Raw genomic sequence first — 22,883 nt, 5'->3', positions numbered from 1 at the left:
GAAAGGGTTCACCGCCATGCCAGAGCCGACTTACCCCAGCCGCTTCACCAGTCGCAGAGGACTGCTCTTCGGGACCGCCGCCGTCTCGGCCGGTGCCCTCCTCGCGGGTTGCACCAGCAACGACTCCAGTGACGACGAACCGGCCGCGAACGACCGGCCGGCCGCCGAGGACAAGCCCGGCAAGGAGGTCACCATCGGCTTCGCCGGCCCGCAGGCCGACCACGGCTGGCTCAACGCCATCAACGACAACGCCGAGAAGCGAGCCGAGAAGTACTCCGACGTCACCCTGGAGATCACCGAGGGCTCGAACGACACCGCCCAGCAGATCGGGCAGATCGAGACCCTCATCAACAAGAAGGTCGACGTCCTGGTCGTCCTGCCCGCCGACGGCAAGGCCCTGACCCAGGTCGGCCTCAAGGCGATGCGCGCGGGCATCCCGGTCGTCAACCTCGACCGGATCTTCAACACCCCGCAGGCATACCGCTGTTGGATCGGCGGCGACAACTACGGCATGGGCCTCAGCGCCGGTCACTACATCGGCGAGAAGCTCAAGGGGAAGTCCGGTGCGCGGGTCATCGAACTGGCCGGCCTCGACAACCTGGAGCTGACCAAGCAGCGCACCCAGGGCTTCGACGACGCGCTGAAGAACTACCCCAACATCCGCAAGGTGGCCCGCCAGGCGGCCGACTTCACGGTCGAGTCGGGGCAGGCCAAGATGGCCCAACTCCTCCAGGCCCAGTCGAAGTTCGACGCGTTGTGGAACCACGACGACGACCAGGGCGTGGGCGCGCTGCGCGCCATCGAACAGGCCGGGCGCGACGACTTCCTGATGGTCGGCGGCGCGGGCGCCCTGTCCGCCTTCCAGGCCATCAAGCAGGACAACGGCGTCCTGAAGGCGACCGTCCTCTACCCGCCGACCATGGCCGCGTCCGCGATCGACCTCGCCCGCGCCCTCGGCCAGGCCAAGGGCGTGAGCGGCCTCGCCGAGTACGAGATCCCGGCGTCGATCACGCTCTACTCCGCCGTCGTGGACAAGGACAACGTCGACCAGTACATGTCCACCGGCTTCAAGTGAGGCGTTCCGCCGAAGGCGCCCGGTTCCTCGACGGTCCGGGCTGCACCCCCCACCGCGCCACCACGACGAGGAGGACATCGCCCATGGCACAGCCGCAGCAGTCAGCAGGAGCGGAGGCGAAGGGGCCGGACATGGCCGGGGCCGACAGTCCGGAGCGGGCCGAGGCGGGCAGCCCGCAGCCGGCCGCCGCCGAGAAACCGCCGCTGCGCGTCGGCATGATCGGTTACGCCTTCATGGGCGCCGCCCACTCGCAGGGCTGGCGGACCGCGGGCCGCGTCTTCGACCTGCCCCGCACCCCGGTCCTGGCCGCGCTCTGCGGGCGGGACGCGGTGGCCGTCCGCGCGGCGGCCGACCGGCACGGCTGGGCGTCCGCCGAGACCGACTGGCGTGCCCTGATCGCGCGGGACGACATCGACCTCGTCGACATCTGCACCCCGGGCGACAGCCACGCCGAGATCGCCCTCGCCGCGCTGGCCGCGGGCAAGCACGTGCTGTGCGAGAAGCCCCTCGCGAACACGGTCGAGGAGGCCGAGGCGATGACGCGGGCGGCCGAAACGGCGTACGAGCAGGGCAGGGTGGCGATGGTCGGCTTCAACTACCGCCGGGTGCCCGCCACCGCCCTGGCCCGTTCGATGGTCGCCGAGGGCCGCCTCGGCAGCCTGCGCCACGTGCGGGTGACATACCTTCAGGACTGGCTGGTGGACCGGGAGTTCCCGCTGACCTGGCGGCTGCGCAGGGAGATGGCGGGCTCGGGCTCGCTCGGCGACCTGGGGGCGCACATCGTCGACCTCGCCCAGTACCTGGCGGGGGAACCCCTGGCCGGAGTCTCCGCGCTCACCGAGACGTTCGTACGGGAGCGCCCGCTGCCCAGCGGCCCCAGCAGCGGCCTGACCGCGGTCTCCGCCAACGGCACCGGTCAGGTCACCGTGGACGACGCGGCCCTGTTCACCGGCCGCTTCACCTCCGGCGCCCTCGCCTCCTTCGAGGCCACCCGGTACGCCACCGGCCGCAAGAACGCCCTGCGCATCGAACTCAACGGCGAACTCGGCTCGCTCGCCTTCGACCTGGAGCGCCTCAACGAACTCGCGTACCACGACGGTACGGAGCCCGGAGCGCACGCCGGCTTCCGCCGCATCCTCGTCACCGAACCCGACCACCCCTACCTGGACGCCTGGTGGCCGCCGGGCCACGGCCTCGGCTACGAGCACACCTTCGTCCACCAGGCCCGTGACCTGGTCCACGCGATCGCCGAGGGCCGCCGGCCCGAACCCTCCTTCGCCGACGGGCTCCAGGTGCAGCGCGTCCTGGCCGCGGTGGAGGAGAGCGCCGAGAAGAACTCCGTCTACACGCCCATAGCGGCCTGAGGAGGCCCCGCGACATGCCGCGCACCTTCACGCTCTTCACCGGCCAGTGGGCCGACCTGCCGCTCGAAGAGGTCTGCCGCCTCGCCCGCGACTTCGGCTACGACGGCCTCGAACTCGCCTGCTGGGGCGACCACTTCGAGGTCGACAAGGCACTCGCCGACCCGTCGTACATCGACTCGCGCCACCAACTCCTCGACAAGTACGGCCTCAAGTGCTGGGCCATCTCCAACCACCTGGTGGGCCAGGCGGTCTGCGACGCCATCATCGACGAACGGCACCAGGCGATCCTGCCGGCCCGTATCTGGGGCGATGGTGACGCGGAGGGCGTACGGCAGCGGGCGGCGGCCGAGATCGCCGACACCGCCCGCGCCGCGGCCGCCTTCGGCGTCGACACCGTCATCGGCTTCACCGGCTCCTCGATCTGGCATCTGGTCGCCATGTTCCCGCCCGCGCCGGAGTCGATGATCAAGCGTGGCTACCAGGACTTCGCCGAACGGTGGAATCCGATCCTCGACGTCTTCGACGCGGAGGGCGTGCGGTTCGCGCACGAGGTCCACCCCAGCGAGATTGCATACGATTACTGGACGACTGTATGCGCGCTGGATGCAGTCGACCGTCGACCGGCTTTCGGCCTCAACTTCGACCCGAGCCACTTCGTGTGGCAGGACCTCGACCCGGTCGGCTTCCTGTGGGACTTCCGTGACCGCATCTACCACGTCGACTGCAAAGAGGCCCGCAAGCGCCTCGACGGCCGCAACGGCCGCCTCGGCTCCCACCTGCCCTGGGGCGACCCGCGCCGCGGCTGGGACTTCGTCTCCGCCGGCCACGGCGACGTCCCCTGGGAGGACGTCTTCCGGATGCTGCGTTCCATCGACTACCGGGGGCCCATCTCCGTGGAGTGGGAGGACGCCGGCATGGACCGGCTGCAGGGCGCCCCGGAGGCCCTGGCCCGCCTCAAGGCGTACGACTTCGAGCCGCCGTCGGCTTCCTTCGACGCGGCGTTCGGCGGCAACGAGTAGAGCAACCTCGTTGCCTCTCCAGTGAGTTCCGGGATGACGGCGCATCCCGGCGAACCGCACCCGCATGTACAACCGGCCCCATTCTGGAGGCACCCGTGCACGGGAACGACCGCACCACCAGCACCGACAGAAACGAGACCCACAGACGACGCCTGCCCTTCCGCAAGGCAGCCGCTCTCTTCACCGGGGCACTGCTCGCGGGCGCGTCCCTCACCCTCACCACACCACAGGCCGGCGCAGCCGTCGCCGACCCGGGAGCCGCACCCGCCGCCCCGGCCGCCTCCGCCGCCGAGGACTTCCAGCAGGTCACCCTCGCCAAGGGCGAGCCGGAGGTCGGCGAGCCCATGTCGCTCGCCGTCCTCCCCGACCGTTCGGTCCTGCACACCTCGCGCGACGGTGAACTCCGCCTGACCGACGCGGCGGGCAACACCAAACTCGCCGGCAAGCTCGACGTCTACTCGCACGACGAAGAGGGCCTCCAAGGCATCGGCGTGGACCCGGACTTCACGACGAACCGCTTCATCTACCTCTACTACGCACCCCCGTTGAACACCCCGGCGGGCGACGCCCCCGAGACCGGCACCGCGGCCGACTTCGCGCCCTTCGACGGGGTCAACCGCCTCTCCCGGTTCGTCCTGAACACCGACGGCACCCTCGACGCCGCCAGCGAGAAGAAGATCCTCGACGTCCCGGCCTCGCGCGGTCTGTGCTGCCACGTCGGCGGCGACATCGACTTCGACGCGGCGGGCAACCTGTACCTGTCGACGGGCGACGACACCAACCCGTTCCAGTCGGACGGCTTCACCCCCATCGACGACCGGGACGGCCGCAACCCCGCCTTCGACGCCCGGCGCTCGTCCGGCAACACCAACGACCTGCGCGGCAAGATCCTGCGCATCAAGGTGAACGCCGACGGCTCGTACACGGTCCCCGACGGCAACCTCTTCGCACCCGGCACGGACAAGACCCGGCCCGAGATCTACGCGATGGGCTTCCGCAACCCGTTCCGCTTCAGCGTCGACAAGGAGACCGGCATCCTCTATGTCGGCGACTACGGCCCCGACGCCGGTGCCGCCGACCCGGCCCGCGGTCCGGCCGGCCAGGTGGAGTTCGCGCGGGTCACTGGTCCCGGGAACTTCGGATGGCCGTTCTGTACGGGCGACAATGACCCGTATATCGCATACGATTTCGCGACCGGTGTATCCGGTGCACCGTTCGACTGCAGCGCCCCGAAGAACACCTCGCCGCACAACACCGGCCTCACCGACCTGCCGCCCGCCCAGCCGGCCTGGATCCCCTATGACGGCGGATCCGTGCCCGAGTTCGGCACCGGCTCCGAGTCCCCGATGGGCGGCCCGGTCTACCACTACGACGCCTCCCTCGACTCGCCGGTGAAGTTCCCCGAGGCCTACGACGGCGACTTCTTCGCCGGGGAGTTCGGCCGGCGCTGGATCAAGCGGATCGTCAGCGACGACAGCGGCACCGTGCAGTCCATCAACGACGTGCCGTGGTCCGGCACCCAGATCATGGACATGGCCTTCGGCCCCGACGGCGCGCTGTACGTCCTCGACTACGGCCTGGCCTGGTTCGGCGGCGACGAGAACTCGGCCCTGTACCGCATCGAGAACGCCACCGACGGCCACTCACCGGTCGCGCAGGCCGCGGCGAACCGCACCTCCGGGCAGGCCCCGCTGAGGGTCGGCTTCTCCTCCGCGGGCACCACCGACCAGGACGGCGACGCCCTCACCTACAGCTGGGACTTCGGCGACGGCGGCACGTCGACCGCGGCCAACCCGACACACACGTACCGGAAGAACGGCACCTACACCGCCACCCTGACCGCCAAGGACCCGAGCGGACGCACCGGCAGCGCGAGCGTGCAGATCGTCGTGGGCAACACCGCGCCCAAGGTGACGCTTGAACTCCCGCGCGACGGCCAGCTGTTCAGCTTCGGCGACGCGATCCCGTTCAAGGTCCGGGTCACCGACCCCGAGGACGGCAGGAACATCGACTGCTCGAAGGTCAAGGTCACCTTCATCCTGGGCCACGACACCCACGGCCACCCGCTGACCTCCGCCAACGGCTGCACCGGCACCATCCAGACCAGCGCCGACGGCGGCCACGACGACGACGCCAACATCTTCGGCGTGTTCGACGCCGAGTACACCGACGGCGGAGGCGGCGGCCAGACCCCGCTCACCACCCACGACCAGAACGTCGTCCAGCCCAAGCACCGCCAGGCCGAGCACTTCGGCACCTCCTCCGGCGTCTCGGTCATCGACAAAGACACCGCGCACGGCGGGAAGACGGTCGGGGACGTGCACAACGGCAACTGGATCGCCTTCACGCCGTACGCCCTCGGCAACGCCAAGAAGATCACCGCGCGGGTCTCGTCAGCCGGCACGGGTGGCACGCTCGAGATCCGCGCCGGGTCCGCGAAGGGCACGCTGCTCGGGAAGGCGACCGTGCCGGTGACCGGCGGCTGGGACACCTTCCAGGACGTCGCCGCCGACCTGTCCCGCGCCCCGCGCGGCACGACCACGCTGTACCTGGTCTTCAAGGGCAGTGGCTCCGGAGCCCTGTACGACGTGGACGACTTCACCTTCACGACCGGCTGACAGGAGGTGACCACGATGCACTCAACCGGACGACTGACCACGGCAGTTGTGGGCACGGCGCTGCTCCTGGGCTGCGTCTCGGAACCGGCCGCCTCACAGCCGGCCGACGACAAACGGGTCCTCGTCTTCTCCAAGACGGCCGGCTTCCGCCACGACTCGATCCCCGACGGTGTCGCTGCCGTCCAGCAACTCGGCGAGAATGCCGGGTTCAAGGTCGACGCCACGGAGGACGCGGGCGCGTTCACCGGACGCAACCTGCGGCGGTACGACGCGGTCGTGTTCCTGTCGACGACCGGAGACGTCCTCGGACCCACCCAACAGGCGGCCTTCGAGGGCTACATCCGGCACGGCGGTGGCTACGTCGGCGTCCACGCGGCCGCCGACACCGAGTACGACTGGGAGTTCTACGGCGGCCTCGCCGGCGCCTACTTCGCGTCGCACCCGGCGATCCAGCCCGCGACCGTCAACGTGGAGGACCGCGCCCACCCGGCGACCTCGGATCTGCCGAAGGCCTGGGAACGCACCGACGAGTGGTACAACTACCGCTCAAATCCCCGGGAACGGGCCCATGTCCTCGCCTCGCTCGACGAGTCGTCGTACACCGGCGGCACCATGCACGGCGACCACCCGATCGCCTGGTGCCAGACCTACCAGGGCGGCCGCGCCTTCTACACGGGCGGCGGTCACACGAAGGAGTCGTACGCGGATCCTGCATTCCGTAGACACCTGACCGGCGGAATCTTGTATGCAATAGGCGATGTCCAGGCGGACTGTCGACCGGAGACCGGATATCGTCCGCTCTTCGACGGCAGCTCGCTGGATGGCTGGCAGCAGGCCGGGCCGGGCTCCTTCACTCTGGACGACGACGGCACGATCACCTCGTCGGGCGGCATGGGCATGCTCTGGTACGCCGACCGGGGCTTCGGGTCGTACTCGCTGAAGCTCGACTGGAAGATGGCGAGCGAGTCCGGCGACGACAACTCCGGTGTGTTCGTGGGCTTCCCGCCCTCGGCCGACCCGTGGTCGGCGGTGAACAACGGGTACGAGATCCAGATCGACGCCACCGACGTGCCGGAGAAGACCACCGGTTCCGTCTACGGCTTCCGGTCCGCCGACCTGGCCAAGCGCGACCGCGCGCTGAACCCGCCCGGGGAGTGGAACACGTACGAGATCCGCGTGGAGGGCGAACGCCTTCGCCTCTGGCTCAACGGCGTGAAGATCAACGATTTCACCAACACCGATCCGGCCCGGAGTCTCAGGGACGGCCATGTCGGCATCCAGAACCACGGAGCCGACGACCGGGTGTCCTTCCGTGACATCCGGATCAAGGAACTGCCCGCGAAGTCCTCGGCGCGAACGGCGTCGCAGGGCGACTGAGCGGCGGCGGGCGGGGGACGCCGGACTCCCGCCCGCCGTCTTTTCCCACCTCGGAGTGTGTACGACCGCCAGGTGTTCGTACGGCTCAGGCGGCCGCGACTGCCCCAGCGGCCGCGACTGCCCCAGCGGTCGCACGGACCCAGCGGTCGTATGCCCCGGTGTTCCTACGACCCGGTGTTCCTACGACGTGTTCGACAAGGAGGCCGCCCATGTCCGCGTCCGTTTCCGCATCGCGCGTCGGTGTGTGGCTGATCGGGGCGCGTGGCTCCGTCGCCACCACCGTTGTGGCGGGCTGCGCCGCCGTGAGCGCCGGCCTGCACCCACCGACCGGCTTGGTCACCGAGACGCCCGAGTTCGCCGACAGCGGCCTGCCTGCCCTGGCGAACCTCGTCTTCGGCGGCCACGACACCCTGGACTGCCCGCTGCCCAAACGCGCGGAAGCGCTGGCCGCCGGCGGAGTCCTGCCGTACGGCCTCCCCGCGGCGATCGGCGCCGAACTGACCGCCGCCGACCGCGAGATCCGACCCGGCGGCCCGGCCCCGGGGGACACCCGGAGCGAGGACGAGCTGATCGCCGCCTTCGCCGCGGACATACGGGATTTCGTGCGACGACGGGACCTGGACCGGGCGGTCGTGGTGAACGTCGCCTCCACGGAGCCGGCGGCAACCGGCACCGACCTGCCCGCCAGCTCCCTCTACGCGGCGGCGGCCCTGCGCGCGGGCTGCCCGTACGTGAACTTCACCCCGTCGACCGGCCTGCACCACCCGGCGCTCGCGCCGCTCGCCGCGTCCTCGGGGCTGCCGTACGCAGGCCGGGACGGCAAGACCGGCCAGACCTTGCTCCGCTCGGTGCTGGGCCCGATGTTCAGGCAGCGGGCGCTCGCCGTGCGGGCCTGGTCCGGCACCAATCTGCTGGGCGGCGGTGACGGAGCCGCCCTCGCCGACCCGGCGGCCGCGGCGGCGAAGAACGCGGGCAAGGAACGGGTCCTCGCCGACACCCTCGGCTCGGTCCCCGAGGGCGAGGTCCACATCGACGACGTCCCCGTCCTCGGCGACTGGAAGACCGCCTGGGACCACGTCGCTTTCGACGGCTTCCTCGGCGCCCGGATGATCCTCCAGACCACCTGGCAGGGCTGCGACTCCGCCCTGGCCGCCCCTCTGGTCCTCGACCTGGCCCGCCTGGTCGCCCGCGCCCACGAGCGGGGTCTGACCGGCCCGCTGACCGAGCTGGGCTTCTACTTCAAGGACCCGGTGGGGGAGGGGCCGTCGGCGCTGGGGGAGCAGTACGCGGCCCTGGTGGGGTTCGGGGAGCGGTTGCGGGGTGGAGTGCGATGAGCGGCCCGAACGGTGCCGCCGGCAGCGCGGCCGGAGCCCAGTCCGGAAGAGCGGCCTGGGCCGAACTGCTGCGCCTGCCCGCCCTGTTCACCGTCCCGGGCGACGCCCTCGCCGGGGCGGCCGCGGCCGCCGCGCGCCCGAACTCCCGCACCTTGCTCGCCATCTGCTCCTCCCTCTGTCTGTACGAGGCCGGCATGGCCCTCAACGACTGGGCCGATCGGCACGAGGACGCCGCGGAACGCCCGCACCGTCCCCTTCCCTCCGGCCGGATCCGCCCCGCCGCGGCCCTCACGGCGGCCTGCGCCTTCACCGGAGCCGGCCTCTCCCTGGCCGCCTCCGCCGGCTGCCCCACCCTCGCCGTCGCGACGACTTTGGCGGCCACCGTCTGGGCGTACGACCTCGGCCTCAAGCGCACCCCGGCAGGGCCCGTCGCCATGGCGGCGGCCCGCGGCCTGGACCTGCTGCTCGGTGCCACGGCCTCGACGAGCTCACACGCGTTCAGGAATGCGGGGACGATCCCGGCCACCCGCACCGCGAGCGGCCTCCGCCGAGCCCTTCCGTCCGCCGCCCTCCTGGGCGCGCACACCCTCACGGTCACGACCGTCTCGCGGCGGGAGACCCAGGGCGGCGCATCCCTGGTCCCCCTGACGGCCCTGGCCACGACCACCGCACTGGCCCGGTTTCTGACACGTCCCTCCATGAGGCCGGGGCCAGGCGTTTCCGCGTCCCCGTCCGACCTCGCCCTGTGCACCGCACTCGCCGCTGCCTATGCCACGACCGCGGCCCGCCCCTACTTCCACGCCGCCCTCAACCCGTCACCCCCGCTCACCCAACGAGCCGTGGGTGGTGGCATCCGCGCCACCATCCCCCTTCAGGCCGCCCTCTCCGCCCGCTCCGGCGCCCCGGTCACCGCGCTGCTCACGGCGGCCCTGGCCCCGCTCGCCGGGAGGTTCGCGAGGAAGGTGAGCGTCACATGAACCCTGAGGCCCTCCACCGCGAGGCCGGACCGCACGCCGCGGCGGACCTCCCGTCGCCCGGTCCCGCGACGACCCCGCGCTTCTCCGAAGCCCACCCCCTCCGCTTCGGCTACGGCACCAACGGCCTCGCCGACCTCCGCCTCGGCGACGCCCTCGGCCTCCTCGCCGACCTCGGCTACGACGGCGTCGGGCTGACCCTCGACCACATGCACCTGGACCCGCTCGCGCCGGACCTGACCACCCGCACCCGCCGCCTCGCGCACCGGCTGGACGAGCTCGGGCTGTCGGTCACCGTGGAGACGGGCGCCCGCTATGTGCTCGACCCCCGGCGCAAACACGGTCCCTCCTTGCTGGACCCCGACCCGGACGACCGTGCCCGACGCGTCGACCTGCTGATCCGCGCGGTCCGGGTGGCCGCCGACCTCGGTGCGCACGCCGTCCACTGCTTCAGCGGGATCACGCCGACGGGGACGGACCCGGACACGGCATGGAAGCGTCTGGCCGAGACGCTCGCCCCCGTCCTGGACGCCGCCACCCGTGCCGGCATTCCCCTGGCCGTCGAACCCGAGCCCGGCCACCTCCTCGCCACCCTCGCGGACTTCCACCGACTCCGCCGCACCCTCGGGGACCCGGAGAACCTGGGCCTGACCCTGGACATCGGCCACTGCCAGTGCCTGGAGCCCCTGTCGCCCGTCGAGTGCGTACGCGCCGCCGGCCCCTGGCTGCGCCACGTCCAGATCGAGGACATGCGCCGCGGCGTCCATGAACACCTCCCTCTCGGCGCCGGGGAGATCGACTTCCCGCCGGTGCTCGCCGCTCTGTCGGCCGTCGGCTACCAGGGCCTGACCGTCGTCGAACTGCCCCGCCACTCCCACGCCGGCCCCCACTTCGCCGAACTGTCCCTTCCGTTCCTCCGTCACGCGGCGGCGCCCTCACAAGGGAGCACCTCATGACCCACATCCACGCCGACCCGGCAGCAGGCATCCAGGGCACCACCCTCGCCCACACCCCGCCGGCCGATCTGCACAGCCGTATCGCCACCCACCTCGGCGGAGCCGCCCGCGCCTGGCTCGACCAGGCCCTCGACGAGGCCGCCGCACATCCCGGCACGCACGGCCCCATCTCTGTGTGGGAGCTGCGGCTCGCCGAGGCCGGACGCCGCTGCGGCTCCGCGCACGCCGACGCCGTACGCGTCCTCATCCTGCACGCGGCCCACGCCGACACCGACGCCCTCACCCGGGTCTACCTCCAGGGCACCGCCGCCGAACGCCGGGCCGTCCTGCACGCCCTGCCCCACCTGGTACCCGGCCCGGACGCCCTGCCGCTCGTCGAGGACGCCCTGCGCACCAGCGACACCAGCCTTCTCGCCGCCGCGGTCGGCCCGTATGCCGCCCGGCACCTGTCTGTCCACCAGTGGCGTCATGCCGTCCTGAAGTGCCTCTTCACCGGTGTGCCCGTCGACGTAGTGGCCGACCTGGCCCGTCGTGCCCACGGCGACGCGGAACTCGCCCGCATGCTCGGCGACTACGCCGCCGAACGCACCGCAGCGGGCCGCCCGGTTCCCGAAGACCTGTACCGCGTCCTGACCCTGACCGACCCCACGGCCGCCCCGCCGGCCACGCAGGGCAACCACGACGGCGAGGAACTCTGATGCGCATCTTCGACCCCCACATCCACATGACCTCCCGCACCACCGACGACTACGAGGCCATGCGCGCCGCCGGCGTCCGGGCCGTCGTCGAGCCGTCCTTCTGGCTCGGGCAGCCCCGCACCTCTCCCGCCTCCTTCCTCGACTACTTCGACTCGCTGCTGGGCTGGGAGCCCTTCCGCGCCGCCCAGTACGGCATCGCTCACCACTGCACCCTCGCCCTCAATCCCAAGGAGGCGAACGACCCGCGCTGCGTCCCCGTCCTCGACGAACTGCCCCGGTATCTCGTCAAGGACCAGGTGGTGGCCGTCGGCGAGATCGGCTACGACTCGATGACCCCCGCCGAGGACACCGCTCTCGCCGCCCAGCTCCAGCTCGCCGCCGACCACGAGCTGCCCGCGCTCGTCCACACCCCGCACCGCGACAAACTCGCCGGCCTGCGCCGCACCCTCGACGTCGTCGGGGAGTCCGCGCTGTCCCCGGAGCGGGTCCTGGTCGACCACCTCAACGAGACCACCGTCAAAGAGGCCAAGGACAGCGGCTGTTGGCTGGGCTTCTCCGTCTATCCGGACACCAAGATGGACGAGGAGCGGATGGTCGCGATCCTTCGCGCGTACGGTCCCGACCGGGTGCTGGTGAACTCTGCCGCCGACTGGGGCCGCAGCGACCCCCTCAAGACACGCAGGGTCGGCGACCTGATGCTGGCCGAGGGCTTCACCGAGGACGACGTCGACCGGGTGCTGTGGCGCAACCCCGTCGCGTTCTACGGCCTCAGCGGCCGGCTGAACCTGGACGTCGCCCCGCCCGACGGCACCCACGAGGGCAACTCCGTGCTGCGCGGCGGGGAGTGAGCGATGCGCTTCCGCCATCCCGACGGCTCCACCGTCCACCTCGCCTACTGCACCAATGTGCATCCCGCCGAAACCCTCGACGGCGTCCTGGCCCAGCTCCGCGACCACTGCGAGCCCGTCCGCCGGCGCCTCGGCCGCGACCGCCTCGGCATCGGCCTGTGGCTCGCCCGGGACGCCGCCCACGCCCTCGTCACCGACCCGTCCGCCCTCCGCGCGCTGCGCACCGAACTCGACCGGCGCGGCCTCGAGGTCGTCACCCTCAACGGCTTCCCCTACGAGGGTTTCGGCGCCGAGGAGGTCAAGTACCGCGTGTACCGGCCGGACTGGGCCGACCCCGAACGTCTCGACCACACCACCGCCCTGGCCCGAGTCCTGGCCGGCCTCCTCCCCGACGACGTCACCGAGGGCAGCATCTCCACCCTGCCCCTGGCCTGGCGCACCGCTCTGCCGCGCACCTCCGGCACCGCGAGAGCGGACGGTACGGCCACGGCAGCCCGCGCCGAGACGGGCCGCACCGCCCTGATCGCCCTCGCCCAACGACTGGACGCCCTCGCGGAGTTGACCGGACGCTCCATCCGCGTCGGTCTCGAACCCGAACCGGGCTGCGTCGTCGAGACCACCGCCGACGCCATCGCCCCGCTCACCGCGATCGGCCACGACCGCATCGGCATCTGCGTCGACACCTGCCACCTCGCCACCTCCTTCGAAGACCCGCACACCGCCCTGGACGCGCTCACCCACGCCGGCATCCCCGTCGTCAAATCCCAGCTCTCGGCCGCCCTGCACGCCGAACACCCCCATCTCCCCGAGGTCCGCGAGGCCCTGGCAGCCTTCGACGAACCCCGCTTCCTGCACCAGACCCGCACCGCCACCGCCGCCGGCCTCCGCGGCACCGACGACCTCGGCGAAGCCCTCAAGGGCGACACGCTTCCCGACGGGGCCCCCTGGCGCGCCCACTTCCACGTCCCGCTGCACGCGGCACCCACCGCGCCCCTCACCTCCACGCTCCCCGTCCTGAAGGCCGCCCTGACCCGGCTCGTCGGCGGCCCGCGCCCGCTCACCCACCACCTCGAGGTCGAGACCTACACCTGGCAGGCGCTCCCGCCCGAGCTGCGGCCCCGCGCCCGCGCCCAGCTCGCCGACGGCATCGCCGCCGAACTCACCCTCGCCCGCGACCTGTTGACGGACCTCGGCCTGAAGGAGCTCCCATGAGCACCCACCGGACCACTCCGGGCCCAACCCCCCTCCTCGTCCTCGACGTCGTCGGTCTCACCCCCCGCCTCCTCGACCACATGCCCCACCTCAAGGCGCTCGCCCGGTCCGGCTCCCGCGCGCCGCTCGGCACCGTCCTGCCCGCCGTCACCTGTGCCGCCCAGTCCACCTTCCTGACCGGCACCCACCCCTGCGAGCACGGCATCGTCGGCAACGGCTGGTACTTCCGCGAACTCGGCGACGTACTCCTGTGGCGTCAGCACAACGGTCTGGTCGCCGGAGACAAACTCTGGGACGCCGCCCGCCGCGCACACCCCGGCTACACCGTCGCCAACATCTGCTGGTGGTACGCCATGGGCGCCGACACCGACATCACCCTCACCCCCCGTCCCATCTACTACGCCGACGGCCGCAAGGAACCCGACTGCTACACACGGCCCGCCGACCTCCACGACGAACTCACCGAGAAACTCGGCACCTTCCCCCTCTTCCACTTCTGGGGACCCGGCGCGGACCTGGTCTCCAGCCGCTGGATCATCGACGCGACCCGGCATGTCATCAGCACCCGCCGACCCGACCTGACGCTCTGCTACCTCCCCCATCTCGACTACGACCTGCAGCGGTACGGTCCCGACGACCCGCGCTCCCTCAAGGCGGCCGCCGACCTCGACGCGGCGCTGGCTCCGCTCCTGGGCGACGCCCACGCCGAGGGCCGGACCGTCGTCGCCCTGTCCGAGTACGGCATCACCCGCGTGGACCGGCCCGTCGACATCAACCGCGCCCTGCGCCGCGCCGGTCTGCTGGAGGTGCACACGCAGGACGGCATGGAGTACCTCGACCCGATGGCCTCCCGCGCCTTCGCGGTCGCCGACCACCAGATCGCGCACATCTACGTCCGCCGGCCGGAAGACCTCGACGCGACCCGGGCCGCCCTCGACGGCCTGCCCGGCATCGAGCAACTCCTGGACGACGAAGGCAAGAAGGCCCATCACCTCGACCATCCGCGCTCCGGCGAACTCGTCGCCGTGGCGGAGCCGGACGCCTGGTTCACGTACTACTACTGGCTCGACGACGCCCGCGCGCCCGACTTCGCGCGACTGGTCGAGATCCACCGCAAACCCGGCTACGACCCGGTCGAACTCTTCATGGACCCGCTCGACCCCTATGTGAAGGTGAAGGCGGCCACGGCACTGGCCCGCAAGAAGCTCGGCATGCGCTACCGCATGGCGGTCGTGCCCCTGGACCCCTCACCTATTCGCGGCAGCCACGGCCGCCTCCCCGAGAGCGACGACGACGGTCCGCTCCTCATCTGCTCCACCCCCCGCGCTGTCGGCGACCGCGTAGCGGCCACCGATGTGAAAGCACTGCTGATCCAACTGGCCGGTCTTGGCTGACCGGCCCCGTCCGACCCGTCTCTTGCGACTGGTCACAAGTGAAGCACTCACCACTGACAACGCCCTGCGATCTTGAGGAGTTCCAGGCATGAGCCGCATGTCCCAGACCGACCCCGAACTCACCCACCGCCTCACCAGACGAGGCATGCTCGGCGTCGCCGCCGGAAGCACCGTCGCCGCGCTGCTCGGCGCCGCCGCGACCCCCGCCACCGCCGCCACCGAGACCGCGACCGCCGCCAGCGGGACCGCGACCGCCGCCGGCGGCCGGGGCCGTCCCGTTCTGCCGCCCGGCCGGCTCGGCATCCAGCTGTACAGCCTGCGGGACAAGGTCTCCACGCTGGGCTTCGCCCCCGTCTTCGCCGAGCTGGAGAAGTACGGCTACGACGAGGTCGAGTTCGCCGGATACACCCAGGGCTCGGCCGGTCCGATCACGCTTGCGCAGCTCAAGCGGCTGGCCCGGAACCACGGCCTGAACCCGATCGGCAGCCACGTCGGCTACTACTCCAGCGACCCGAACGGCTACACCTTCGCCCAGAACCTCACCAAGGTCCTCGACGACGCCCAGGCCCTCGGCCTCAAGCACATCGGCACCGCCGCAGGACCGTTCCGCTACGGCTCGACCGTCGACGCGTGGAAGCGCGCGGCCGAGGACTTCAACACCTACGGTGCGGCCGCGAGGGCGCGCGGCATGAAGTTCTACCAGCACAACCACTCCGAGGAGTTCTCCTTCGCCACCGACAACCCCAAGGTCCGCCTCTACGACGTGCTGCTCGCCGAGACCGACCCCGACCTCGTGTTCCTGGAGATGGACATCTTCTGGGCGTACTCGGGCCAGTTCCGCTTCTCGAAGCGGCCCGACGGCACGCCCGCGCCCTTCGAACCCCTCGACTACGTCCTCAAGCAGCCCCACCGCTACCCGCTCTTCCACGTCAAGGACGGGGAGAGCGACCCGGCGAACCAGTACGGCTACCGCATGACCGACGTCGGTGACGGCGACATCGACTACCAGCGGTTCATCTCCGCCGTGACCCGGCTGCGCGGCGAACGACTCGCCCACCACTGGCAGGCCGAGCACGACAACCCGACCGAGTCCTTCACCTTCGCACGGCGTTCGAGTGCCCACCTGCACTCGTTGCGCGAGAAGTGCTGACAGGGCACGGACACGGCTGAGGCAGGACCCCGACGGCGCAGGGGGCGCTCCCCGCCGTCGGGGCCCCGCCGTCGTGTCGCGGGGAGCCGGTCAGCCCTGGGTGGCCGCGGCCCGCAGGGTGACACGGTGCTCGCCCGCGTACACGTTCATGGAGGTGCCGCGCAGGAAGCCGACCAGTGTCAGGCCGGTTTCCGTGGCCAGGTCGACGGCCAGGGAGGAGAGTGCCGAGACTGCCGCCAGGATGGGGATGCCGGCCATCACGGCCTTCTGCGCCAGCTCGAAGGAGGCTCGGCCGGACACGAGGAGGAGCGTGCGGGACAGTGGCAGGTCGCCGTTCTGCAGGGCGCGGCCGACCAGTTTGTCGACTGCGTTGTGGCGGCCGACGTCCTCTCGTATGTCGAGCAGGTCGCCCTGCTCGGTGAACAGGGCGGCGGCGTGCAGGCCCCCGGTCCGGTCGAAGACCCGTTGAGCCGCGCGCAGCCGGTCGGGGAGGCGCGCGAGGAGGTCGGGTTCGACCCGGACCGGGGGTGTGTCGGAGATGGGCCGGCGGGTGGTGGTGCGGACGGCGTCGAGGCTCGCCTTGCCGCACAGGCCGCACGATGAGGTGGTGTAGACGTTGCGTTCGAGGGTGATGTCGGGGATGACCACGCCGGGTGTCGTGCGCACGTCCACCACGTTGTACGTGTTCGCCCCGTCGGCCGTCGCCCCCGCGAGTAGACGATGTTCTGCAGGTCGGACGCGTGGGCCAGGACGCCCTCGCTGACCGGAAACCCGGCGGCGAGTGCGAAGTCGTCGCCCGGAGTGCGCATGGTGATCGCGAGCGGCTTGCCGTTGAGCTTGATCTCCAGCGGTTCCTCGGCGACGAGCGTGTCCGGGCGGCTGGAGACCACCCCGTCCCGGATCCGGATCACCTTGCGTCGTTCCGTGACTCGTCCCATGACCGGCCTCAGCTCCGTACCGCTGCAACCGGCAGCTTCTCGATGCGGACCGCGGCGGCCTCGAACTCCGTTGTCCCCGGGATCGGACAACTCGCCTTGACCGGCGGCGGGTTGATGTCCGCCGCATCGGGGAGGCGCATGGTCATGAACGCCAGACCGGCTCGTAGCGTCGGGTCCACCCACACCGGGGCCGTCACCGAACCGCGCCGAGTGGAGACCCGCACATCCTCACCGACCACCACGCCGTAGCGCTCGGCGTCCTCCGGGCTCAGCTCGACGCACGTGCCGCGCCGCAGCGGTGACGCGGAACCACTCTTCTGTACAACGGTGTTGTACGAGTTGAGCCGACGCCCCGTGGTGAGGCGGATCGGGTACCGCTCGTCCGTCAGGTCCACGGGTGGGTCGTACGAGACGAGTCGGAAAGCCGCCCGCAGATCGCGCTCGGTCGTCGTTCCGGTGAGCATGGCCAGGTTGGACTGGGCGCGTCCGCTGTCGGTGCCGTGATGGTGCTCCACGACGAACGGTGTCCGCGGCCGGCCCTGATCGCCGAGTGCGTAGCCGTGCGCCAACTCCCTGATGACAACGGCCGATACGCCCGTCACCTTCTCGGCGAGAGACAAGGTCCAGGGCTCGACGAGCCGTTGGTACCCCTGGAAACCGGTCGTCGCGCGCTCGATGAAGGCGTGGTCGGCGAGGCCCGCCCGGATGATCTCCCGGCCGATCGCATGGGCCAGCGGAACGTCGGTACCGGCCTTCGGCCGGATCCGGCGGTCGCCGGATCCGACACTGTCGGGTCCTCGTACGCTCATGCGGCGGCCTGGTGGGCGAGGAGGTCGGAGAGGGCGTGGACGGTGCGCAGGGTGGGCACCTGTACGCCGGTGATCTCGGCGAGTTCGATGACGGCGGCGAGGAGGACGTCGAGTTCCAGCGGCTTGCCGCGTTCCAGGTCCTGGAGGGTGGAGGTGCGGTGGTCGCCGACGCGTTCGGCGCCGGCGAGGCGGCGTTCGATGGAGACGCCGACCTGACAGCCCAGGGCCTCGGCGACCGCGAGGGTTTCGGTCATCATGGTTTCGATGACCTTGCGGGTGCCGCCGTGCAGGCACATTTGGCGCATGGTGGCGCGGGAGAGGGCGCTGATCGGATTGAAGGAGATGTTGCCCAGGAGCTTGAGCCAGATGTCGTTGCGCAGGTCGGGTTCGACCGGGCATTTGAGGCCGCCCGCCTGCATTGCCTCGCTGAAGGCGAGACAGCGCGCCGAAATGCTTCGATCGGGCTCGCCGATGGAGAACCGGGTGCCTTCCAGGTGCCGGACCACGCCCGGCCCTTCGAGTTCCGTCGCCGCATAGACCACACACCCGATGGCACGGTGGGGCGCGAGTACCGCGCTGACCGCGCCTGCGGGGTCCACGCTTTCGATGGGGTGGCCGTCGTGGGGGCCGCCGTGTTGGTGGAAGTACCACCACGGGATGCCGTTCTGGGCGGCGATGACCGCGGTGGTGTCGTGCAGCAGGGGCTCGATGAGCGGCCCGCACGCCGCGTACGAGTTGGCTTTGAGGCCCAGGAAGACGTAGTCGACCGGGCCGATGTCGGTGGGGTCGTCGGTGGCGTGGGCGTGGGCGGTGAAGTCGCCGCGCGGGCTGAGCACCTGGACGCCGTGGTGGCGCATGGCCGTGAGGTGGGGTCCGCGGGCGATGAGGTGGACGTCGGCGCCGGCGCGGTGGAGCGCGGCGCCGACGTAGGCGCCGATGGCTCCGGCGCCGAGGACTGCGACTTTCATGGGGAGCTCCGTTCGGCTGAGGGTGACCGAGGAACTGCGACTTTGTCGACTGGATATTGTCTACAGGATGGAACCGACGGTCAGCAAGAGTCGCGACCGCACTCGTCGTCGTCCGCATGCCATGAGCTGCTGGTATGCCCATGTAAGGCGAGCCTGCGCCCGGGTCCGGGGGCGCCTGTGTCCCGTAGACTGTAGGCGAAAGCCAATCCATAATCGGCCTGCAAGCTGCAGCGACGACGCTGCCCAGGAGGGAGCGCGATGTTGCCGACGACCGGACTGCCGCAGGGCGCGGTGCCCAAGCTAGAACGGCCCGGCCCCTTGCGCGACCGTGTCTACGAGGCGCTGCTCGAACTCATCACCACCCGCGCCCTCCAGCCCGGCCAGCACCTCGTCGAGAGTGAGCTCGCCGGGCATCTCGGTGTCTCGCGGCAGCCTGTGCGCGAGACCTTGCAGCGCCTGAGCACCGAAGGGTGGGTCGATCTACGGCCCGCCCAGGGTGCCTTCGTGCACGAGCCGACGGACGAGGAGGCGGACCAACTCCTCACCGTACGGACGCTGTTGGAGGCCGAGGCCGCCCGCCTCGCCGCCGCCAACGCGAGTGCCGACGCCGTCGCCGCGCTCGAGAAGCTGTGCGACGAGGGCGAGAAGGCCGTCGACGCCGACGACGTGGACGGCGCGGTCGCGGTGAACGCCCGGCTCCACGCGAAGGTGATGGAACTCGCGGGCAACACGGTCCTCGCCGGGCTGGCCGCGCAGGTTGACCGCAGAGTGCGCTGGTACTACACACCGGTGGCCCGGCAGCGCGGCCACCGGTCCTGGATCGAGCATCGCGAGCTGATCGCGGCGATCGCGGACCGGGATGAGGAGCGCGCCACGGCGGTCATGCGTGCCCACACGGAACACACGCGAAAGATGTACCACGAGCGCGAGAAGTAGCCGCGCGGCGAGAGCAACCGGTACGCCGTCACCCGGCCGAACGACTCCCAGCCACCAGGCAACGGCTCAGGCGGCCTTCCCCACGGCGAGTGCCGTGGGGAAGGCCGCCTGTGCGCCGAACCGAGCTGCTCAGGCCACCGGCTGCGGCGTTGACGCGCCGCCGCGCGTCCGTCCCGGCTGCCGCAGCAGCAGGGCGATCGCCGCCGCGATCATCGAGGTGACGCCGGCCAGCGCGTACGCCCCGTCGTAACCCCAGGCCGCGACGACCAGGGAGCCGAGGCCGCCGCCGAACAGGCCGCTGATCAGCTTGCCGCTGTACACCAGCCCGTAGTTGGAGGCGTTGTAGTTCTCCCCGAAGTAGTCCGGGGTGAGTGCTGCGAACAGCGGATAGAACGCGCCGCCGCCGAAGCCGGAGAGGAACGCGAAGAACAGGAACAGTGCCTCGCTCCTGACGTCGCCCGCCCAGATCACCCCGAACTGGGCCAGGCCCAGGACGACGATGACGAACACCAGGGTGGGCTTGCGGCCCCACTTGTCGGACAGCCAGCCCACGACACCGCGGCCGATGCCGTTGACGACCGCCATGACACCCATCGACGAGGCGGCCACCAGCGGGCCGAAGCCCACCTCCTTGGCGAAGTCGACCTGGAAGGAGATGCCGAAGATCGACACGCCCGCGGTCAGCACGATGGAGAGCCACATCAGGGGGAGCATGCCGGTCCTGATGGCCTCCTTGGGCGTGTACTGCTTCACCGCGGGAGGGTTCTTGGCGAGGCTCGTCGCGTTCTTCTCGTCGCCGGAGTACGTCAGCGGATCGATGTCCGCGGGCCACCAGTTCTTCGGCGGATCCTTGAAGAACGAGGCGGACGCGAGGACCACGATCATGATGTAGCAGCCGATCAGGTCCAGGACCCGATGGTAGTTCGCCGTGTCGAAGCCGTAGTTGAAGATGAAGATGAACGGCAGTGATCCGTACGCGAATCCTCCGTTGACGAACCCGGTACGTGCGCCGCGGCGTTCGGGGAACCACTTGCCGACCATGTTGATGCAGGTCGCGTAGACCAGGCCGGCCCCGATGCCGCCGACGACGCCGAAACCGAGGATCGCCAGCAGGACGTTGCTCAGGTGCGACAGGGCGAGGAATCCCACCAGACACAGGCCCGAGCCGACGTACATGGCGGTACGGGCTGTCAGCAGGCCCTTCTCCCGCAGCCAGCCCGCGGGGAAGGCGATGCCGGCCTGGAAGAAGACCCAGACGCTGAGGATCCAGAAGGTGTTGCTCTGCGTCCAGCCGTGGGCGTGGGACAGGGTGTCCTCGGCCGATCCGTACGCGTATTCGAAGACGCTGATGGCCATCATGGCGATCCACGGCAGATACACCATGAGCTTGCGGGAGTGACCGAGGATGTCCCGGTCACTCTCGCCCACGCGGTAGACGCGGCCGCGGGGGTCGGTCACTTCTCGGTAGGGACGGTGTGCGGCGCCGGTGTGTGCGGAGGAATCTTCTGCTGCGTACGGATCTGCCGTCATGTCAGGCCGTTTCTTCGCCGAGCGGTCGCTGGTTGGGGGTGATGTGCTTGGACTTGGGCCGACCTGGTGGGGTCAGGAAGAGTGCGATGCATGCGGCGAACAGCGAGATCGAGCCGGCCAGAGTGAACGCCCCACCGTGGCCCCAGTTGTCCACCACGACCTTTCCCATGCCGGCTCCGAGCAGGCCGGACACCAACTTGGAGCTGTAGACCAGACCGTAGTTGGACGCGTTGTTGTTCTCGCCGAAGTAGTCCGCCGTCATCGCCGCGAACATCGGGAAGATGGCGCCGCCGCCGAACCCGGAGATGCTGGAGAAGAGCAGGAACAACGGCAGGCTCTCCATGTTCGCGGCCCACAGAATGCCGTACTGCGACAGGCCGAGGACGATACAGACGAAGATCAGGCACCGCTTGCGCCCGTAACGGTCCGAAAGCCAGCCGATCACACCGCGCCCGGTGCCGTTGACGATGGCCTTCATCGACATGGCCGCCGCCACGATGCCGCCCGCGAACCCGGCCTCCTTGCCGATGTCGACCTGGAAGGCGATGCCGAAGATGTTCACACCCGAGGTGCACAGCAGGCAGAACCACATCAGTGCGACCCGCCCGGTCTGCCAGGCCTCCCTCGGGGTGTACTGCTTCACGGCGGGCGGGTTCATCGCCATCGCACGCCGGGCACGTGGGTCGTCCGGCGGCCGCAGCGGGTCCACCTCGGCGGGCCACCAGTTCTTCGGCGGGTCCCGGAAGAAGTAGCCGGCGACGGCCACCACCGCGGCCAGGAAGACACCGACCGAGACGAGTACCCAGCGGAAGTTCGTCAGGTCCATGTAGTTGGTGAAGAGGAAGACGAACGGTACGGAACCATAGGCGAAACCGCCGTTGACGAAGCCGGTCTTGCCTCCCTTGCGTTCCGGATACCACTTGCCGACCATGTTCACGCAGGTCGCGTAGACCATTCCGGCACCCATACCGCTGAACATGCCGAACCCGACGTACGCGACGATCACATGCGGCGCGAACGCGAGGGACAGATATCCGAGCAGTGTGCCGAGTGCGCCGAGCATCATCGCCCAACGGGCGGGCAGTTTTCCGCTTTCCCTGAGCTTTCCGGCGGGGAAGGCCACAGCCGCCTGGAAGAACACCCAGACACCCAGCATCCAGAAGATGTGCCCGTCGTTCCAGCTGTGTGCGATGTGCAGGGTGTCCTCGGCGGACGCGAACGCGTACTCCGCCGAGCTGATGCCCATCATGCCGACCCACGGCAGGATGACCATCCACTTGCGTTTACGGCCCATGATGTCGATGTCGCTCTCACCGACGCGGTACATGCGGCCGTTCTGATCCGTCACCTCCCGGTATGGGACGGACTGCGAGTAGTCGATGGTTGTCATCTGATCAAGCACTCCTTGCGTCGAAAGATCTGGCCAGCGCCCCCTGCCCAATGCCTTTCGTGCGCGCGCGAGTCCCTGGGGCCGGCCGACGCGCACCGTCGGACGACCCCGCGCTCATTCACCTCATGGACCACCGCCCCGGAGTCCTGCCGCGTGGGTCCGGATCACCACGTCAGATCACCCCGCTCGACTTGAGCAGGTGCAACTCTTCGTAGGCGAGGCCGAGTTCGCCGACGAGGATTTCTTCGGTGTGCTGGCCGAGGAGGGGTGGGGTGGTGATGTCGGCGGGGGAG

General features: G+C 70.4%; 17 protein-coding genes and 2 pseudogenes. 14 read left to right on the top strand and 5 right to left on the bottom strand.

The features are described from left to right. The first annotated feature begins 16 nt into the window (after nt 1–16). The 13 genes from AC5P09_RS33450 (at nt 17) to AC5P09_RS33390 (ending at nt 16,019) form a co-directional block, all read left to right on the top strand. Entirely contained in the window at nt 17–1,075 is a 1,059-nt protein-coding gene (locus AC5P09_RS33450) for a substrate-binding domain-containing protein (RefSeq protein ID WP_493877466.1), read from the top strand. Nucleotides 1,076–1,158: 83 nt separating this feature from the next. Beyond that, the gene (locus AC5P09_RS33445; RefSeq protein ID WP_493877465.1) at nt 1,159–2,439 is read left to right on the top strand and encodes a Gfo/Idh/MocA family protein; all 1,281 of its coding nucleotides are present in this window, start codon (nt 1,159–1,161) and stop codon (nt 2,437–2,439) included. A gap of 14 nt (nt 2,440–2,453) precedes the next feature. After that, the gene (locus tag AC5P09_RS33440) at nt 2,454–3,458 is read left to right on the top strand and encodes a sugar phosphate isomerase/epimerase family protein (RefSeq protein ID WP_493877464.1); all 1,005 of its coding nucleotides are present in this window, start codon (nt 2,454–2,456) and stop codon (nt 3,456–3,458) included. A 95-nt stretch (nt 3,459–3,553) separates the two neighbouring features. Then, nucleotides 3,554–6,076: a PQQ-dependent sugar dehydrogenase gene (locus AC5P09_RS33435; RefSeq protein WP_493877463.1), complete on the top strand. Its 2,523-nt coding sequence runs from the start codon at nt 3,554–3,556 to the stop codon at nt 6,074–6,076. Between the two features lie 15 nt (nt 6,077–6,091). After that, nucleotides 6,092–7,453 (top strand): ThuA domain-containing protein, encoded by a 1,362-nt coding sequence (locus AC5P09_RS33430; protein ID WP_493877462.1) that lies wholly within the window; start codon nt 6,092–6,094, stop codon nt 7,451–7,453. A 209-nt stretch (nt 7,454–7,662) separates the two neighbouring features. After that, complete coding sequence (locus tag AC5P09_RS33425) at nt 7,663–8,787, top strand: inositol-3-phosphate synthase (protein WP_493877461.1); 1,125 nt, start codon at nt 7,663–7,665, stop codon at nt 8,785–8,787. Then, the gene (locus tag AC5P09_RS33420) at nt 8,784–9,764 is read left to right on the top strand and encodes an SCO3242 family prenyltransferase (protein ID WP_493877460.1); all 981 of its coding nucleotides are present in this window, start codon (nt 8,784–8,786) and stop codon (nt 9,762–9,764) included. Before AC5P09_RS33425 ends, AC5P09_RS33420 begins: the two co-directional genes overlap by 4 nt. Next, nucleotides 9,761–10,717, top strand: a complete 957-nt coding sequence (locus tag AC5P09_RS33415) for a sugar phosphate isomerase/epimerase family protein (protein ID WP_493877459.1) — start codon at nt 9,761–9,763, stop codon at nt 10,715–10,717. The genes AC5P09_RS33420 and AC5P09_RS33415 overlap by 4 nt, the downstream gene beginning before the upstream one ends. Further along, nucleotides 10,714–11,415 (top strand): EboA domain-containing protein, encoded by a 702-nt coding sequence (locus tag AC5P09_RS33410; protein ID WP_493877458.1) that lies wholly within the window; start codon nt 10,714–10,716, stop codon nt 11,413–11,415. The genes AC5P09_RS33415 and AC5P09_RS33410 overlap by 4 nt, the downstream gene beginning before the upstream one ends. Further along, a complete protein-coding gene (locus AC5P09_RS33405) occupies nt 11,415–12,263 on the top strand; it encodes a TatD family hydrolase (protein ID WP_493877457.1) in 849 nt (282 codons plus the stop codon). The genes AC5P09_RS33410 and AC5P09_RS33405 overlap by 1 nt, the downstream gene beginning before the upstream one ends. A gap of 3 nt (nt 12,264–12,266) precedes the next feature. Beyond that, entirely contained in the window at nt 12,267–13,475 is a 1,209-nt protein-coding gene (gene eboE / locus AC5P09_RS33400; protein WP_493877456.1) for a metabolite traffic protein EboE, read from the top strand. Then, a complete protein-coding gene (locus tag AC5P09_RS33395) occupies nt 13,472–14,869 on the top strand; it encodes an alkaline phosphatase family protein (protein WP_493877455.1) in 1,398 nt (465 codons plus the stop codon). Before eboE ends, AC5P09_RS33395 begins: the two co-directional genes overlap by 4 nt. 88 nt (nt 14,870–14,957) lie before the next feature. Further along, nucleotides 14,958–16,019: a sugar phosphate isomerase/epimerase family protein gene (locus AC5P09_RS33390; protein WP_493877454.1), complete on the top strand. Its 1,062-nt coding sequence runs from the start codon at nt 14,958–14,960 to the stop codon at nt 16,017–16,019. A 90-nt stretch (nt 16,020–16,109) separates the two neighbouring features. Here the strand turns inward: AC5P09_RS33390 and fdhD are convergent. The 3 genes and pseudogenes from fdhD to AC5P09_RS33375 all read right to left on the bottom strand — a co-directional run bounded on the left by fdhD (nt 16,110) and on the right by AC5P09_RS33375 (nt 18,734). After that, a pseudogene (gene fdhD, locus AC5P09_RS33385) lies at nt 16,110–16,957 on the bottom strand (formate dehydrogenase accessory sulfurtransferase FdhD). An 8-nt stretch (nt 16,958–16,965) separates the two neighbouring features. Then, a pseudogene (locus AC5P09_RS33380) lies at nt 16,966–17,385 on the bottom strand (molybdopterin dinucleotide binding domain-containing protein); the annotation flags it as partial. Nucleotides 17,386–17,762: 377 nt separating this feature from the next. After that, a complete protein-coding gene (locus AC5P09_RS33375) occupies nt 17,763–18,734 on the bottom strand; it encodes a 2-dehydropantoate 2-reductase (protein WP_493877453.1) in 972 nt (323 codons plus the stop codon). 258 nt (nt 18,735–18,992) lie between these two features. On the opposite strand from AC5P09_RS33375, the gene AC5P09_RS33370 reads away from it, so the two are divergent. Beyond that, the gene (locus AC5P09_RS33370) at nt 18,993–19,670 is read left to right on the top strand and encodes a GntR family transcriptional regulator (protein ID WP_493877452.1); all 678 of its coding nucleotides are present in this window, start codon (nt 18,993–18,995) and stop codon (nt 19,668–19,670) included. Between the two features lie 129 nt (nt 19,671–19,799). On the opposite strand, the gene AC5P09_RS33365 is transcribed toward AC5P09_RS33370, so the two are convergent. Both AC5P09_RS33365 and AC5P09_RS33360 read right to left on the bottom strand, forming a co-directional pair. Next, nucleotides 19,800–21,200, bottom strand: a complete 1,401-nt coding sequence (locus tag AC5P09_RS33365; RefSeq protein WP_493877451.1) for an OFA family MFS transporter — start codon at nt 21,198–21,200, stop codon at nt 19,800–19,802. Between the two features lies 1 nt (nt 21,201). Next, nucleotides 21,202–22,590: an OFA family MFS transporter gene (locus AC5P09_RS33360; RefSeq protein ID WP_493877450.1), complete on the bottom strand. Its 1,389-nt coding sequence runs from the start codon at nt 22,588–22,590 to the stop codon at nt 21,202–21,204. Between the last annotated feature and the right edge of the window lie 293 nt (nt 22,591–22,883).

The organism is Streptomyces sp. a15, assembly GCF_059026085.1.
Note: the sequence above shows the minus strand (reverse complement) of the source record. Positions and strands in the feature narration are given on the sequence as shown.